This window comes from Roseinatronobacter ekhonensis, from assembly GCF_900499075.1.
Lineage (GTDB): Bacteria > Pseudomonadota > Alphaproteobacteria > Rhodobacterales > Rhodobacteraceae > Roseinatronobacter > Roseinatronobacter ekhonensis.
Map to the genome: position 1 here is coordinate 42,893 of NZ_UIHC01000020.1, position 11,682 is coordinate 54,574.

An 11,682-nucleotide genomic window follows, 5' to 3' on the forward strand; every position below is an offset into this window, starting at 1 on the left:
GCGATCGGCCCAGTCCGGCCGTTCGAAGCGACCGCCGGTGCGGCACCGCAGCGTCACCGAAACGGCCGTTCATACCCACCGCAGCATTTCCAACAGCCCGAGGTCGGCAGAGCGTCCAAAACGGCCATCTGTGGTTTTTGTCCGTGGTAAAAGGTAAGCTTGTGGACGGGAGGGGACCGCCATGAATGAAACGGAGATTTATCGAAAGCAGCAAATGGGTGGGCAAATTGGCAAAGGTAAGCGAACCGCGTTGATAATTGTCGACTTTGTGAATGGGTTCATTGACCCTGAAATATTTGGAGGCGGTAACACCCTCGAAGCAGCAGACGCGACGATCCCTGTGCTTGCTGCTTTCCGCGAGAGAAAGCTGCCGGTCATTTTCACGCGCATCGTCTACGCTGAAGACGGGTCCGACGCAGGTATCTGGTGCGAGAAGGCGCCAAGGCTTAGTGAACTGACGGAATCCAACCCAGCCAGTCATGTTGTTGATATCTTGGCACCGCGCTTCGGGGAAATTGTCATTCGCAAAACGCAACCTTCGGCGTTCTTCGACACCAACCTTGGATCTCTTCTACGAGGTCAAAACGTGGATGCCATCACTGTAGCTGGAGCGACCACCAGCGGGTGCGTCCGTGCAACGGTGGTCGATGCAATCAGCGCGAATTTCCGTCCGACAGTTATATCGGATTGCGTAGGTGATCGCGCTCAGGGGCCGCACGAGGCGAACCTTTTTGATATACAGCAAAAATATGCGAACCTTGTTCGATCAACCGAACTGGGCAGCGTTCTTCTTTGACGTTTCGGACGACCATTTAAGGCTCGAAGGCAATGCATGTCGAAGCGAGAATTCGCCACCTTTTCACAAATGGATGATTGCCAAAAGCTGGCCGATCAGTCTCGTTGCATCAAACGTTGAGTTCTTCACTCTCGCGCTGGATAGACCATTCGATAAGTTCTGTCCAAAGCGTGCGGGCCAAGCCGGGGTCCAGCCCCTTTTCCGAGGCGGTCGCGCTTACCTTGTCCAGAACCTCGGCCACGCGGTCCGTGGTCCTCGCCGGCAATCCTTCGATCTTCTTGAGATCAATCGCGCGGTCGATGTATCGGCTTCGGCTGACCAGCAGTTTGATCAGTTCGACGTCGATCGCATCGATCTGCGCGCGAAGCTCGGACATGAATTGACACGTTTCAGGCGGTTTGACTGTATCCATGATTTTCGTCCGATCTTTGGTTTGAGAATAGGTGTGTCTAACCCAGCAGCTGCCTGAAGTAGCGAACGGCCCGTGCCGAACGTTCCTTGCAGAATTTCCTTGAAGGGCGCGGCTGGCGACCGATCACGCGCCGGATTTGCAGGTCTCCGATCAGCAGATCGAGGTAGAGCCCGACAGCTTCGCCGGTCTCATCGAAGTTGAGCTGACCTTCGTTCCTGGCCCGCAGAAGCACCCGTTCGAGAAGCGGAAAAACCGCCTCACGACCGGCCTTCGACAGCGTCGCACCAAGCTCGCCGCTGCTGTCTGCGGCTGCCGCGCGGTTCAAGGCGACGGCCCGGTCGCCGGTGAGCAGGTCGAGCAGTTTCGGGCCCAGCGTGTCCAGGATCGACATCGCATCGTGGTCCGTTTCCAACTCCGCTTCGAGATGGCTTTTCACTTCGGCGGCGTTCCGGGCGACCAACGCCTGAAACAGGCCCTGCTTGTCGCCGAACCAGTTGTAAAGCGTCTCATTGGAGGCGCGCGCTTGTTTGGCGATGCCCAGCATCGACGTGCCGCCATAGCCCTTCGCCTCCAGGACCTCATAAGCAGCCGCCTCGATCTGCTGCTGGCGGATAGAGCGTTTTTCTTCGCGCATTCTCGTCTCCGGCATGTTGACAGCATCCGTAACTTACATTACGGATATGTGCAACCGTAACTGTAATTACACCTTTGGAGGTGCTCGAATGACCCAATCCGACCGCTACGCCGTCGCCGCTCTCGCAACGCTGATCCTTCTTCAGGGTATCATGCTGTCCGCACTCTATGCCGGGATCAGGCCGCATCCGCCCTCGGCCACACCTCTCTTCGGTATTGCGCCCTTCCTCGGCGCCTCCGTGTCCATTGCCGTCGCGGCCATTATCGTGCAGCCCCTGACCAACGCCGCGGGCCGGAGCCTGAGTGTCGTTGCCGCGCTCACCGCACTCGTCTCCTTTGGCCCACAGAAATACTTCGATGCGCAGTTCGGTCTGATCTGGCCTGCGGTGATCCTCGGCCAACTGGCTGCGTTGGTGGTGATCGTTCAAGTGTTGCGCGGGATCGGTCAGCGCGAGACCTGCGTGGCGTTCTCGACAAGAGCCGAGCACGCATGATGGCACACCTTCTGGTGCCGATGTCGATGCTTTCGCTTCTGGGCATCGGCGCAATCTTTGTGTTCTTTTACGCCTGGGTCTGCTCGACCATGTGGGGACTGGACGCAACCGACCCGCACGTCGCAATCGCCGCGATGCAGGCGATGAACGCGTCAGTTCGCAACGCGGTGTTCTTCCCGGCCTTTTTCCTCACGCCCATCTTGCTGGGCCTGACGGCAGCTATCGCATGGTCTCGGGACCGCCGCCTGTAGGCAGTCCTGTTCGGGTTGAGTGCCGCAGTCTATTTCTGCGGCGCCTTCCTCACAACAGCGCTGATCAACGTGCCTATGAACGAGGCGCTCGCCCAGGTGGCCGTGCCATCCGATACGGAAACCGCCCGCCGGATCTGGCAGGATTACTCTGCACCCTGGCAGACTTGGAATACGGTCCGAACCGTTTTCAGCGGCATCGCATTGGTGCTGACAGGCTTGGCTATCCTTCACCTGAAACAGGAGAACACTTGATGGAACTTTCGCTTTTCGCCTTTGCCCTGATGGCGGTCGTCGTCGTGATGACGCCCGGACCGACGGTCCTCCTGGCATTGTCCAACGGGTCGCGCTTCGGGGTCTCCCGCGCAGGCTACGGAATCCTGGGGGCTGCGATTTCCGACGGCGTCCTGATCGCCGCGGCGGCGCTTGGCCTTGGTGCCTTTCTTGCCACGTCGGCTGTCTTGTTCACGGTGGTGAAATGGCTCGGTGTGGCATATCTTGTCTGGCTCGGTGTCCAGATGCTGCACTCCTCTGGCAAGATCGGATCGGTTCCGGCGCAGACAACGGGAATGGGGAGTGGCCAACCGCTGCCGATCTTCAGGAAAAGCTTCCTCGTGGCGGTGACGAACCCGAAAGGATACCTGTTCTTCACCGCTTTCCTGCCGCTGTTCCTGACGCTGTCGGACCCGTTGATCCCACAATATCTGACGCTGGCGCTCATCTTTATCGCGGTCGATGTCGCGGTGATGGTGGCCTATGCCAGTCTGGGGTCCAGGGCGATGCTGCTTCTGAGTGATCGAGGCGCGCTATGGATGGACCGGACCTGTGGTGGAACCTTGATTGCCTTGGGAACGGCCCTTTCGCTCATCCGCCGCAGCGAGGTTTGATCCGCCCGGCAGGACGTCATCGACATCCATCAGAACTGCATGAATTTAGAAGAATGGGGTCGCGGCCAACCTGCCAGGGCGCAGCCTCGAAAACCAAGAGGCGGACCCTCATCGCTGTCAAGACCGGCCCAGACCGGAGATCCGCCGAGTTGGCTATCGCTGCGGTGCAGCTTCCCCAAACCGGTCATCGATGGCGTCGCGCCGGATGGTCTGGCAGGCCAAAGTCAGCAGCGCGGACGAAGTTAGCATTCGCTGCAACTGCTCCAATAGCCGTCATCGGCGCTTCATTATGACAGCGATCACAACCTCAGGTGGAGGCCAGACCGTTACTGCAGTGAGCGAGAAGGTCCAACAAAAGGTAGGACTCTGCCACGCGCAGATTGCGTAGATATGGCGATGAAGACCTCAAACAGTCGCCATGCGCAATCCTGTGCCAGACCAATATGTAGCTTGTTCACTTGTGATGGCTGCCTCGAATATCTGGCGAAGCCACTGACCACTTTCATCCTCGCCCAAGCGTGTGCTCCAAAATAAGGCCATCGCCATAGTCGGTATCGGAAGTGGGCAGTCCACGCGCTGAAGGGAGAACGCCTCGCAGGTTCGTTCAAGGGCCAAAGTCGGCATAGTGGCGATCATATCGGTCTTCTCAAGCAGCGGCGCCACAAGGCCGAAACTTGGGACGCTGGCTCCGATCCGACGGTCTATGTTGCTGGCGGCGGCGGCCTCGGCAACTGGATTGCGGGTCACGTCACAAACACTGACCTGCAAATGCGGCCAGGCACTCCAAGCCGCGCGATCCCAGCGCGCAAGTGCAGGATGCCCCCGCCGCATATAGCAGCCCCAGGGAAGCTCACAGATCGGGTGGCTGCTGACTCCCTCAATCTTTCGGGCTTTGTGCGGCATCAGTGCGAGATCAATCTGACCTTCTGCCACGGCAAGCAGGCTTGCGTTTGTCGGCACAGACCACTGTATCTCGACATGCGGGGCCTCACTGCCGATACCCTGCAAAAGGTCAGCCACCCAGTGGATGGCAAAATCTGGCAAAACAATGCGAAAGACCCTGCGAGACGTAGCCGGATCGAAGGTCTCCTTCGACTCGAATGCCCGCGCCAGACCTGCCAAATGGGGGCGCATACTTTCATCGAGGTTGATCGCAAATGGCGTGGGCTCCATGCGTCCGCCCATCCTGACCAGCAGCGGATCGCCGATCTGAGCCCGCAGCCGCGCCAAGGCATGACTGATGGCGGGCTGTGTCAGCCCAAGCCGATCAGCGGCGCGCGACACGCTGCGTTCATGCATCAGCATGTCGAAGACAACCAGCAGATTGAGGTCGAGTTTTTTTAGATCAATCCTGTGCATGGCCGATGCTCAATGTTCATTTCATTATCATGCATGAATAGCATACAAAGATGTTGAAATAAATATACCTCATATTGAGAACGGAGTTGCCGATGACAAAACTGTATTATTGGCCGGGCACTTGCGCGATGGCCTGCTGGATTGCGCTCGACTGGGCAGAGGCGGACTTTGAACCCGTGAAGGCCGATCTGTCCTCCGAGGATTATCGCAGGGTCAATCCGCTTGGCATGGTGCCGGCGCTGGATATCGGCGGCAACCGTGCGATGACGCAGGCGGACGCGATCCTTGGCCATATCGCGGAGCAATACCCTGCCGCAAGGCTGGGCCCAGTGGACGACACGCAGGGCCGTTTCGAATTTGCCGAGACAATGGCGTTTCTGACTGGCGACTTTCATCCCGCCTTCTGGCCCTATTTCGGCCCGCAGCGCTTTACTGCCGATCCGTCGTCCGACGCTACCGACCAAGTGCGCGCCGCGTCTTATGCGCGTATCGACCGCGTGATGACCCATCTCGATGGGCTTGTGAGTGCCGATGGTCATGTCTACCGCAACCACCGGACCGTCGCCGATTGCTATGCCTACGTCATGGCCAGATGGACCGACAAATTCCCAAAGTCCTGGAGGGACTACGACCATATCTCTCGCCTGTTCGAGATGATGGAGAGTGACCCGATTGTGGAGGGTGCGCTGCGCAAAAGCGGCACAATCATTTGACACTGTAAACCCAATCGAAAGCGAGGAAATCGATCATGTCAAAGAAAGTATTGTTGGTCGGCTGGCACCATTCAGCAGTGGACTTTTCCAAGTTTCCGGGGCTTACGGCGGAAAAACTGGAATCCGCTTTGCTGGCCGACGAGGCAGCATTGCGCGACATGGGGTATGACGCCCGATGGTGCTTTCTCTACAGCGCCAAGACCGCCACAGCGGAAATCACAGAAGTGCTCGGTTCGGAATCGTTTAACGTCATTCTGATCGGCGCCGGTGTTCGCAAGGTAGATGAGCATTTTCTTGTGTTCGAGGCGCTGGTAAATGTGGTTCACGAACATGCGCCTCAGACGCGCATTGCGTTCAACACCAACCCGGCGGATACGGCGGCCGCAGTGCAAAGATGGGCCTGAAAGCGGCGTTATGGACGCGTCTATAGGTCATTTTTTTAGCGGTTTTCGCCAAAATCGGAGTTTTCGACACAATCGGCCCATGCCCGACATTCCCAGGACGTCCATTGCCGCGGTGCAGCTTCCCTGAAGCGGTAGTTCGGGACAGGATATTGGCCGGAAATAATCAATCTGTCTTCGGCGCCGCCGCCGATCCGGCGAGTAAGCCTCCGTCGATATTGAGCTCGGCCCCGGTCATGTAGGCGGCCTCATCCGAGGCCAACATGACGGCGAGGGCGGCGACCTCGTCGGGATCACCGAACCGGCGCAGTGGTGTGTCCGCGACGAAGGCCGCCATGCGCGCCTGACGATCGGGGCCGGTTCCCAGCATCGGCTCCCACATCGGGGTCAGGACGGCGGCGGGGTGGATGGAGTTGCATCGGATTTTGAGGCCCCGTTCCGCGCAATAGAGCGCGACCGACTTCGTGTGATTGCGCACCGCGGCCTTAGACGACGCATAGGCCGCCGCGGCTGGGATGCCCACGAGCCCCGAGCGAGACGAGATATTGATGATCGACCCCGAGCCCCGGGGGCGCATCGCACGGATCGCGTAGCGGCATCCCAGGAAGGTCCCGTCGAGATTGACCGCATGCACCGCCCGCCAGTCTTCCAGGCTGGCGGTCTCGGGGTCGTGTGGGCTCAGGGCCTCCTCAAAGCCGGTTATGCCTGCGTTGTTAACCACCACGTCGCATTGGGGCCATGCCTCGGCCATCGCCTCCCAGTCCTGCTCTGATGCAACGTCGAGGCGCATCGCCTCTCCACCGATTTCGCCGGCGACATTGGCGGCGCTGGCTTCATCCTTGTCGGTTACGATAACGGTTGCGCCCTCCCGGGCGAAGGCCCGCGCGATCGCGGCCCCAATGCCGCGCCCCGCGCCGGTCACGATGCAGATTTTAGTGTTCAGTCGGAGCATGATTTTCCTTTCAGTCCAGGGCGTGGTCAGCCTGCGGCACGATCAAATGTCGATTTCAGTAGGCAGTCCATACAAGGGTAAACAGTGCAGGGATGTTGCAAGGCAACGCGATATGTTTGGCGACGCTGATCCAGCCAAGTAACGCCTTGTCTTGGAGACAGTTCATCGAGCTTGGCGACGGCGGACATAGGTTGATCCCTTCGGTTCTTAGCAAGGCCCGCGGCGTGTCGAGCCGCGCGCCGATCGGCAGGCCGACCGCCTGCGTCAGGCGCCTTGTATCCGCCGATGCCGCGTCCAACCTGAGAGCAGCACAAGGCAGAATGCCCCCTCGGCCAGGACGGTCACACCATAGGCGGGCGTGAAGGCGTCGAACAAGACAGGCGCGAAGAACCTCAGCGAACTTCCAACGAGGTAGACGATCCCAGCCGCGGCGATCCCGGCCCCGATGATGCGCGGGAACAGGCCCGAGACCCAGATCAGGATGCCGGTCAGCAGGCTGTTGATCGCGAAGAAGATGAGTCCGAGGTCGTAGCCATGCGCATGCAGGTTCAACGCGTGAAGGGCCATCGCATTTGCCTCCGGGGTGGCAAGGCCGGGCGCCCCCGTGATCAGGAGAAGCGCGGATTGCATGTGCATCAGGTTCATGGCGATCATCACGGACTGGATCAGTCGCAACACCATCGCAGCGAGCGCCAGGATCGGCGCGACCGGGCGGAAGATGACGTAAAGCAGGATGGCCAGCGCCGCATCCGCTGCCGCCATGACGATATCCGCCGCGATGGCCATTCGGAAGGTGCCGACGGCATTCCGAATGGCGCTCGCGGTGGCGGTTGGATCGCCGAATTCTACAAGTGGGCCGCGGAGCATGATTTCAGCACTGATGCCGCAGGCGATAATCACCAGGTAGAGCAGTCCGGCGAGGCGGAGGGTGGCGGGGGATCGTGTAGAATACGTCATGTTCGGGTTTCCTTTTAGGGCCTTTGTAAGGCCGATTGGGCCGGCGGCTTGCACCGCACCAAGTCCGGAATGGCTATGCCTCCTTTCCGAACCTGAACGATCATGGCCAGGCGTTTGCTGCCTTGTCGGCCAACTTGCCCGAGAGAAGGCGGAGCCTGTCTCCGAAGACCATATCCAGCGAGAACGCGATCGGCAGGGCGATCAGAATGCTATGCCCCCAGACTTGCAGCCACTGAATTGAGAGTCCGAACTCCAGGAAGCTGAACACGCCTGACAATGCGATCGACATGAAGGACGACATGACCAAAGAGCCTGAGAGTCGCTGCGCCTGCTTGCGATGTAACATGTCAGGCCACCTCTTGCAGGGCCAAAGCCGTGGCCGCTTCGATCAGGTCTGCCAGCGCGCTCGCCTCCGCTATGCGCCCGGTCTCGGTATCGAAGACGTCGTAGAAATTGGCGACGGAAACCGCCGCCTTCAGGTCCGCCCCGAAGAATCGAGCTGAGCTTTTCGCGGATGCCAGCACGCTGCCCGCTCCCCCGGGACCCGGCGAGGTCGCGAGGAAGACCGTCGGCTTGTTCTGGAACACCTTTTCATCGATCCGGCTCGCCCAGTCGAAGAGGTTCTTGTAGGCGGCGGAATAGGATCCGTTGTGTTCCGCAAAGGAGACAATCAACGCGTCGGCGGCGCCGATCTTCTCGAAGAACGCCTTAGCCGCCGGGGGGTGGCCAATCTCCTTCTCGAGATCTTCGCTGAAGATCGGAAGATCGTAGTCGCCCAGGTCCAGGACCTCCATCTCGGCCTTGGGGACCAGTGTCGCGGTAAACCGCGCCAGGGCCTTGTTAATGGAAGTCTTTCTGTTGCTTGCACCGAACGTCAGGATTTTCATGGGGGTTCTCCAGTCTGAAGGGATTAGTTTTCGTCGATTTGATATGAGCAAGGCGGCGCCCGCCCTGCGTTTCCCGCATGAGGTGAGGGCCGCCTCGACCGTGATCAGGCCGCCTTGTCGGCGGGCACCGCGCTGGCCCGGACCTGTCCGACCAGCATCGCCCAGTCCATGTCGAGCGCGCTGTAGACCTCGCCGGCGACCGGGCGGGCGTTGTCGGCCAGGATCTCGACCATCAGGCTCGCGCCATCGGCGACTACCACGCCAGCCTGCGACAGGCGCAGCAGCCCGGTTTCCCGCTTGGTCTGGCTGAACGTGCCCGAGGCATCCATCGCGACATAGGCGTTGTAGCCCTTGCGCTGCGCGGTCATCGCCGGGAAGGCGGCGCAGACCTCGAGCGACACTCCAGCAAAGATGAGGTTCAGCTTGCCCGTTGCCTCGATCGCCGCGGCCACGCGCGGGTCATCCCAGGCGTTTACAGAGGTGCGGTCGATAAACGCGTTGTCGGGAAGCGCTTCGACCAGCTCGGGAAAGGCGGGTCCCCAGAGCGTCTCGGCCGAGGTGGTGGTGGTGACAATCGGCAGACCCAATGCCTTGGCGGCCTTGGCCAGCCCAACGACATTGTGCTTGAGCTCGGCGACCGGATAGTCTCGCACGCCGGTCATCAGGCCGACCTGGTGGTCGACCAGGATGAGCGCGGTGTTGTCCTGGGTCATGGGTTCGGGATTGATATAGGTCATCTTGATTTCCTCATTCTTTTAAGTGGGTTGGTTGGGGTTTCGGTTCAGGGTGAAAGGGAGCTCAGTCGACAGAGCCCAATTTGCCGGCAGCGTGGGCGGCGATGACGGCCTCCAGTTGATCCGCGTCACGCATCGCGAACGGGCCCTTCTGCACGAATGGTTCGCGCAAGGGCGTGCCGCCCAGGAGGACTGCCTGACCGTCTTTGTCGCTCAGCAGGCGGATTTCCTCGGCACCGTGGGTGACCAGCGCTGCTTCGCGGCTCAGCGGGTGGCGTGTTCCGTCGAGCTCGACCTCGACCTCGCCGCGGATGAGGTGCAGCCAGGTTGCGTCTCCGGGCGCAGCACGATGGGTGAACTGGCCTCCCGCCTGCAGGGCAATATCGAGAACGGTGAAGGGCATGGCGGGCGGGGTGGCACCGACGACGCCGTTGCTTCGGCCGGTCATCACTCGCACCCGATGGCCCGGGCCTTGGATAACCGGCATCTCCGTGGCGGCGACATGGCGCGCGGCGGGGGCGTCCATCTTCTGCGCGGCCGGCAGATTGACGAAGATCTGCAGAGCGTGAGTGCGCGAGCCGGGCGTGGGCGCCTCGTCATGCACCGCGCCGCGGGCGGCCTTCAGCCAGTAGAGGTCTCCCGGGGCGAGTTCGATGTCGTTGCCCAGCGAGTCGCGGTTGCGAAAGCTGCCGGTGCTGTCCTCGAAGAGCACGCTCACCGCCGAGATCCCTGCATGGGCATGGGGTGCGAAGGTCGGCTCGGTCATGGTGAAGTGATCGACTATGATCAACGGGTCCATCAGCCCATCGAGCTGGCGATGGATGAAGCTGAGCGCCTCGAAGCCCGTGCCACGGGTCATTGTCTCCCCGTGCTGAACCGCGGCGATCGTGGCGCGGGGAGCGTGGGTTCGAAGTCTGTGTTGCGTAGTCATATTCGCCTCCTGTGCTGAATATGAACCTACGGATGGGACGGGATGCGGAGAATACGTTGATTTTGGAACCCTCCGTTCTGTATTTAGAACCATAGAAGCAAGCGAGATCGGCGGCACCATGGACCTCAATCACGCCTACTACCTCGTGCATGTCGTTGAGAAGCAGGGGTTCTCGGCGGCAGCTCGGACGCTGGGCATTCCCAAATCGCGGATCAGTCGGCAAGTGAAGACCCTCGAAGAGACCCTTGGCACGCGTCTCCTGAACCGGGATTCACGACACATGTCGCTGACCGAGGCCGGCGAAGCCTACTACCGTCATGCCAAGATGGCGCTGGACTGCATGGTGGCCGCCGAAGCGGCGGTGCGCAAAGATAAGAACGCGTTGGAGGGCACCGTCACCCTGTCCTGTTCAGTCGGGGTCGCGCAGTTCGCGCTCAGCCGGATCCTGCCGCGCTTCCTGGCCGAGAACCCGAGCGTCGTCCTGCACCTCCAAGCCTCAAACGACTATTCCGACATGATCGGCGATGGCATCGACCTGGCCATCCGGGGCCATGCCAGGCTGCTGCCCGACTCAGGCCTGATCCAACGGCGCATCACGGATGTCCCGTGGCACCTGTTTGGTTCACCCGGCCTCGCGAAACACCTCGGGGCTTCCGCGTCGCCGACCGACCTCGAAGGCCAGGCCGGTCTTGCGCTTGGCTGGCGCCCCGGGAGCAGCGCCTGGTCGTTGCAGGGAGCTGGTGGAAGCACCGCCTCGGTTCCATACGCCGTGCGGATGCGCTGTGATGACATGGTCTCCCTGAAGGAGGCGGCCGCGGCAGGGCTCGGCGTGGTGGCCCTGCCGGCCTATGTGTGCGCCGCGGATGTCGCGGCAGAGCGGCTGAGCCGCCTGCTTCCGGACTGGACCGCTGGATTGCCGGAAATCAGCCTTCTGATGCATGAGCGTCGAGGTAACCCGCCTCAGGTCGACGCCTTCGCAGCCTTTCTGCGCCGCGAATTGCCGGATGTCATGAACGGTGGCAGCAGAGTGTAGCGACCCTCCTTTCGTGTTGACCATACGGATGCTGGTGCAGGCGGGGGGGACGGCTGAAGGTCCGCTATCGCAATGGATCCCAGTTGCACTCGCTTCTGCGGCGAACTTCCGGAATCCGCCGATTCTGTGGAAAAACAGACGTTTGCGAGCGCAGAAATAGTCGTTCCAAACCGGGCGCGCGCGCCTTTCCTGTCAGGCTTTGCGCATTTGCTGCGGCGCAGGAAAGATCTTGGCTAATTTGCGGA

18 protein-coding genes are annotated in these 11,682 nt (G+C 60.6%); 8 read left to right on the forward strand and 10 right to left on the reverse strand.

All coding sequences use genetic code 11. The annotated features are described in order from the left end of the window. Positions 1-181 precede the first annotated feature (181 nt). Positions 182-796 (forward strand): isochorismatase family protein, encoded by a 615-nt coding sequence (locus tag ROE7235_RS10775; protein WP_121095489.1) that lies wholly within the window; start codon positions 182-184, stop codon positions 794-796. A 109-nt stretch (positions 797-905) separates the two neighbouring features. Here ROE7235_RS10775 and ROE7235_RS10780 read toward each other — a convergent pair whose 3' ends face one another. Together ROE7235_RS10780 and ROE7235_RS10785 are read right to left on the reverse strand one after the other, a co-directional pair. Then, complete coding sequence (locus ROE7235_RS10780; RefSeq protein WP_245963938.1) at positions 906-1,172, reverse strand: chorismate mutase; 267 nt, start codon at positions 1,170-1,172, stop codon at positions 906-908. A gap of 73 nt (positions 1,173-1,245) precedes the next feature. Further along, positions 1,246-1,842 carry a TetR/AcrR family transcriptional regulator gene (locus tag ROE7235_RS10785; RefSeq protein ID WP_121095493.1) on the reverse strand — a complete coding sequence of 199 codons (597 nt, stop codon included), beginning with the start codon at positions 1,840-1,842 and terminating at the stop codon, positions 1,246-1,248. Positions 1,843-1,930: 88 nt separating this feature from the next. Between ROE7235_RS10785 and ROE7235_RS10790 the strand changes: the two genes are divergently transcribed. The 4 genes from ROE7235_RS10790 to ROE7235_RS10800 are packed head-to-tail and all read left to right on the forward strand — an operon-like array spanning position 1,931 to position 3,470. Next, positions 1,931-2,335, forward strand: a complete 405-nt coding sequence (locus ROE7235_RS10790; RefSeq protein ID WP_121095495.1) for a hypothetical protein — start codon at positions 1,931-1,933, stop codon at positions 2,333-2,335. Beyond that, complete coding sequence (locus tag ROE7235_RS20385; RefSeq protein ID WP_220669556.1) at positions 2,332-2,586, forward strand: anthrone oxygenase family protein; 255 nt, start codon at positions 2,332-2,334, stop codon at positions 2,584-2,586. Before ROE7235_RS10790 ends, ROE7235_RS20385 begins: the two co-directional genes overlap by 4 nt. A 15-nt stretch (positions 2,587-2,601) precedes the next feature. Further along, on the forward strand, positions 2,602-2,838 hold the full coding sequence (locus tag ROE7235_RS20390; protein WP_220669557.1) for an anthrone oxygenase family protein: 237 nt from the start codon (positions 2,602-2,604) through the stop codon (positions 2,836-2,838). Then, positions 2,838-3,470: a LysE family translocator gene (locus ROE7235_RS10800; protein WP_220669558.1), complete on the forward strand. Its 633-nt coding sequence runs from the start codon at positions 2,838-2,840 to the stop codon at positions 3,468-3,470. Before ROE7235_RS20390 ends, ROE7235_RS10800 begins: the two co-directional genes overlap by 1 nt. Positions 3,471-3,875: 405 nt before the next feature. Here the strand turns inward: ROE7235_RS10800 and ROE7235_RS10805 are convergent, their stop codons facing one another. Continuing rightward, positions 3,876-4,829, reverse strand: a complete 954-nt coding sequence (locus ROE7235_RS10805; RefSeq protein WP_121095499.1) for a LysR family transcriptional regulator — start codon at positions 4,827-4,829, stop codon at positions 3,876-3,878. A 92-nt stretch (positions 4,830-4,921) separates the two neighbouring features. Between ROE7235_RS10805 and ROE7235_RS10810 the strand changes: the two genes are divergently transcribed. Together ROE7235_RS10810 and ROE7235_RS10815 are read left to right on the forward strand one after the other, a co-directional pair. Next, positions 4,922-5,542, forward strand: a complete 621-nt coding sequence (locus tag ROE7235_RS10810; RefSeq protein ID WP_121095501.1) for a glutathione S-transferase family protein — start codon at positions 4,922-4,924, stop codon at positions 5,540-5,542. A 35-nt stretch (positions 5,543-5,577) separates the two neighbouring features. Then, a complete protein-coding gene (locus tag ROE7235_RS10815; protein ID WP_121095503.1) occupies positions 5,578-5,946 on the forward strand; it encodes a hypothetical protein in 369 nt (122 codons plus the stop codon). A gap of 163 nt (positions 5,947-6,109) precedes the next feature. Here the strand turns inward: ROE7235_RS10815 and ROE7235_RS10820 are convergent, their stop codons facing one another. The 6 genes from ROE7235_RS10820 to ROE7235_RS10845 form a co-directional block, all read right to left on the reverse strand. After that, complete coding sequence (locus tag ROE7235_RS10820; RefSeq protein ID WP_121095505.1) at positions 6,110-6,895, reverse strand: SDR family oxidoreductase; 786 nt, start codon at positions 6,893-6,895, stop codon at positions 6,110-6,112. A gap of 264 nt (positions 6,896-7,159) precedes the next feature. Then, a complete protein-coding gene (locus ROE7235_RS10825) occupies positions 7,160-7,852 on the reverse strand; it encodes a DUF4386 domain-containing protein (RefSeq protein ID WP_121095507.1) in 693 nt (230 codons plus the stop codon). Positions 7,853-7,952: 100 nt separating this feature from the next. Next, positions 7,953-8,198, reverse strand: coding sequence for a DUF2798 domain-containing protein (locus ROE7235_RS10830; protein ID WP_121095509.1), 246 nt, complete (start codon positions 8,196-8,198; stop codon positions 7,953-7,955). Between the two features lies 1 nt (position 8,199). Continuing rightward, positions 8,200-8,739, reverse strand: a complete 540-nt coding sequence (locus ROE7235_RS10835) for an NADPH-dependent FMN reductase (protein ID WP_121095511.1) — start codon at positions 8,737-8,739, stop codon at positions 8,200-8,202. A gap of 104 nt (positions 8,740-8,843) precedes the next feature. Next, positions 8,844-9,476, reverse strand: a complete 633-nt coding sequence (locus tag ROE7235_RS10840) for an isochorismatase family protein (protein WP_121095513.1) — start codon at positions 9,474-9,476, stop codon at positions 8,844-8,846. Between the two features lie 61 nt (positions 9,477-9,537). Beyond that, positions 9,538-10,332 carry a pirin family protein gene (locus ROE7235_RS10845; protein ID WP_183073470.1) on the reverse strand — a complete coding sequence of 265 codons (795 nt, stop codon included), beginning with the start codon at positions 10,330-10,332 and terminating at the stop codon, positions 9,538-9,540. 190 nt (positions 10,333-10,522) lie between these two features. Here ROE7235_RS10845 and ROE7235_RS10850 point away from each other — a divergent pair, with 190 nt between their 5' ends. Then, on the forward strand, positions 10,523-11,437 hold the full coding sequence (locus tag ROE7235_RS10850; RefSeq protein ID WP_121095517.1) for a LysR substrate-binding domain-containing protein: 915 nt from the start codon (positions 10,523-10,525) through the stop codon (positions 11,435-11,437). A gap of 64 nt (positions 11,438-11,501) precedes the next feature. Here ROE7235_RS10850 and ROE7235_RS20395 read toward each other — a convergent pair. Next, the coding region (locus tag ROE7235_RS20395) for a hypothetical protein (protein ID WP_220669559.1) at positions 11,502-11,682 on the reverse strand (181 nt) is incomplete at its 5' end.

What these genes read in the sequence shown, in the direction of transcription:
- ROE7235_RS10775 (WP_121095489.1), top strand. Translation starts at nt 182, where the DNA reads ATGAATGAAACGGAGATTTATCGAAAGCAGCAAATGGGTGGGCAAATT.
- ROE7235_RS10780 (WP_245963938.1), bottom strand. Translation starts at nt 1,172, where the DNA reads ATGTCCGAGCTTCGCGCGCAGATCGATGCGATCGACGTCGAACTGATC.
- ROE7235_RS10785 (WP_121095493.1), bottom strand. Translation starts at nt 1,842, where the DNA reads ATGCGCGAAGAAAAACGCTCTATCCGCCAGCAGCAGATCGAGGCGGCT.
- ROE7235_RS10790 (WP_121095495.1), top strand. Translation starts at nt 1,931, where the DNA reads ATGACCCAATCCGACCGCTACGCCGTCGCCGCTCTCGCAACGCTGATC.
- ROE7235_RS20385 (WP_220669556.1), top strand. Translation starts at nt 2,332, where the DNA reads ATGATGGCACACCTTCTGGTGCCGATGTCGATGCTTTCGCTTCTGGGC.
- ROE7235_RS10800 (WP_220669558.1), top strand. Translation starts at nt 2,838, where the DNA reads ATGGAACTTTCGCTTTTCGCCTTTGCCCTGATGGCGGTCGTCGTCGTG.
- ROE7235_RS10805 (WP_121095499.1), bottom strand. Translation starts at nt 4,829, where the DNA reads ATGCACAGGATTGATCTAAAAAAACTCGACCTCAATCTGCTGGTTGTC.
- ROE7235_RS10810 (WP_121095501.1), top strand. Translation starts at nt 4,922, where the DNA reads ATGACAAAACTGTATTATTGGCCGGGCACTTGCGCGATGGCCTGCTGG.
- ROE7235_RS10815 (WP_121095503.1), top strand. Translation starts at nt 5,578, where the DNA reads ATGTCAAAGAAAGTATTGTTGGTCGGCTGGCACCATTCAGCAGTGGAC.
- ROE7235_RS10820 (WP_121095505.1), bottom strand. Translation starts at nt 6,895, where the DNA reads ATGCTCCGACTGAACACTAAAATCTGCATCGTGACCGGCGCGGGGCGC.
- ROE7235_RS10825 (WP_121095507.1), bottom strand. Translation starts at nt 7,852, where the DNA reads ATGACGTATTCTACACGATCCCCCGCCACCCTCCGCCTCGCCGGACTG.
- ROE7235_RS10830 (WP_121095509.1), bottom strand. Translation starts at nt 8,198, where the DNA reads ATGTTACATCGCAAGCAGGCGCAGCGACTCTCAGGCTCTTTGGTCATG.
- ROE7235_RS10835 (WP_121095511.1), bottom strand. Translation starts at nt 8,739, where the DNA reads ATGAAAATCCTGACGTTCGGTGCAAGCAACAGAAAGACTTCCATTAAC.
- ROE7235_RS10840 (WP_121095513.1), bottom strand. Translation starts at nt 9,476, where the DNA reads ATGACCTATATCAATCCCGAACCCATGACCCAGGACAACACCGCGCTC.
- ROE7235_RS10845 (WP_183073470.1), bottom strand. Translation starts at nt 10,332, where the DNA reads ATGACCCGTGGCACGGGCTTCGAGGCGCTCAGCTTCATCCATCGCCAG.
- ROE7235_RS10850 (WP_121095517.1), top strand. Translation starts at nt 10,523, where the DNA reads ATGGACCTCAATCACGCCTACTACCTCGTGCATGTCGTTGAGAAGCAG.